Origin of the sequence: Mycobacterium sp. ENV421, from assembly GCF_002887815.1 — a bacterium.
In the GTDB taxonomy this organism is placed as follows: domain Bacteria; phylum Actinomycetota; class Actinomycetes; order Mycobacteriales; family Mycobacteriaceae; genus Mycobacterium.
This window is the reverse complement of the sequence record NZ_PDHO01000119.1, coordinates 1-1,464: the sequence shown is the minus strand read 5'-3', so window position 1 is coordinate 1,464 and position 1,464 is coordinate 1. Positions and strand designations below refer to the sequence as shown.

The following is a 1,464-nucleotide window of genomic DNA, read 5'->3' as shown; positions in this document are numbered from 1 at the left end:
GGCGCGTTCGGCATTCGAATCTTATTGAGCGCTCGTTTGGGGAGACCAAGCGACGGACCAAGGTCATCGGCCGATTCCCCGGCGAGACCAGCGCCATCAGCCTGGTGTGGGCCGTACTCGACCGCGCCTCGGCCGGTTGGCGCGGCCTGACCATGACACCGGTCGGCACCCGATTGCTCCAAGACCTACGCCGATCACTGCTCGACCCACCCCGTGAACTGCGGCCGCCGCCCTCCGCCACGAGTGGCGACACCGACCCCGCAGATCCCATTTCGGCCACCGCGTAGCGACCCTGTGTTGCTTCGCCGGGTTCAGTCTCCGACTGGAACCGACACCTCCGCTCAGGCAGGAGGACGGCTCTATTACCGCTGGTCTTGACGGCTTGCCGTGACCAGGTCGATCGGTGGGATGTAGCCGGTGATGCTGTTGATGGTGCGATGCAGGCCGTGGTGCAGTGCGTCGATGTCGCAGCGGGCCAGGCCGCCAGCGGTGGCGATGACGTGTTCGGTGGTAAACGCGAGGTCGTTGATGGTGCCCAGAATGCGGCGGTCAGCGGTCTTGGCCACGGCCACCTGCTGGGGATCAAGATCGCCCAGCGTATCCACGGGCAGGCCTTCGGCGTGCAGCGCGGCCTGGATCGCCGAGACGACCGGCGGGCCGATCGGGCGCAACCCCGCGGCGGTGACGTTGGGCATGAACACCGAGAACAAGGTCCCGGCGTGGGTCACCAGCAGGCATTTGCGTCGGTCGATCCAGACCATGTGGGCATACCCGTCGGTCGCGCAGGCTTCGCCGATGGCCGGCTCAGACACCCCCAGCAGCGCCAACACCCTGGCGGTACATCGCAGCATCACGACCCATGATCGTAGGCAGGCGCCGACGATCGGTATGCAAGAACGCCGTGGCTGGGCGCCGGTACAGTGTGGCGACGTGTTGGTCGCTGATCTGCATCACTTCCTCGACATGCCGCACGACGCTTCGGGTCCCGCGCGGCGCCTCGCGCAGCACTTGGGCGACATAGTCCGGGCGGGCACCGCCGGCGAGGTCGGTGATCGGTGGGTATCGGCATTGCCGTGTCGGCGCCGACCGGCCCACCGACGCTGCCCCGGACGGATGACCATCGCCATCACCTCGGCCGAGGCATCGGCGCCGATCCGATGGTCGTGCAGCGTCTGCGACGACGAGGGGGTGATCAGCAACTGGGCAGATTCCCCATACGACCTGCGCCGCCGCGGACTCAGCCTTGCCGACGCCCTCGAGGAGGTCATCGTCAGCGACAAGACCGCCGCCGTGTTACGCGACCTGATGCTGCTTGACCCCGACTGCGAGCGACTGGTGTATGGCATGCGCGCCCACCCAAACGGCGCTGCCTTACTGACCAATGCCGACGACCTCGAAGAGCTGATCGGGTTCGTGGCCGCCGAAGCCAACCACGAACCCAACCGCCGCCGCCAAGACCGCCTC

3 protein-coding genes are annotated in these 1,464 nt (G+C 67.2%); 2 read left to right on the top strand and 1 reads right to left on the bottom strand.

All coding sequences use genetic code 11. The features are described 5' to 3' along the window. A partial coding sequence (locus tag CRM90_RS29935) for a transposase (RefSeq protein WP_102810444.1) occupies positions 1–287 on the top strand: 287 nt, incomplete at its 5' end. Between the two features lie 75 nt (positions 288–362). Here CRM90_RS29935 and CRM90_RS29930 read toward each other — a convergent pair. Then, the gene (locus CRM90_RS29930) at positions 363–851 is read right to left on the bottom strand and encodes a DUF6933 domain-containing protein (RefSeq protein WP_102810446.1); all 489 of its coding nucleotides are present in this window, start codon (positions 849–851) and stop codon (positions 363–365) included. A 79-nt stretch (positions 852–930) separates the two neighbouring features. Between CRM90_RS29930 and CRM90_RS29925 the strand changes: the two genes are divergently transcribed. Continuing rightward, positions 931–1,464: hypothetical protein (locus tag CRM90_RS29925; protein ID WP_102810445.1), on the top strand; the 534-nt coding region annotated here is incomplete at its 3' end.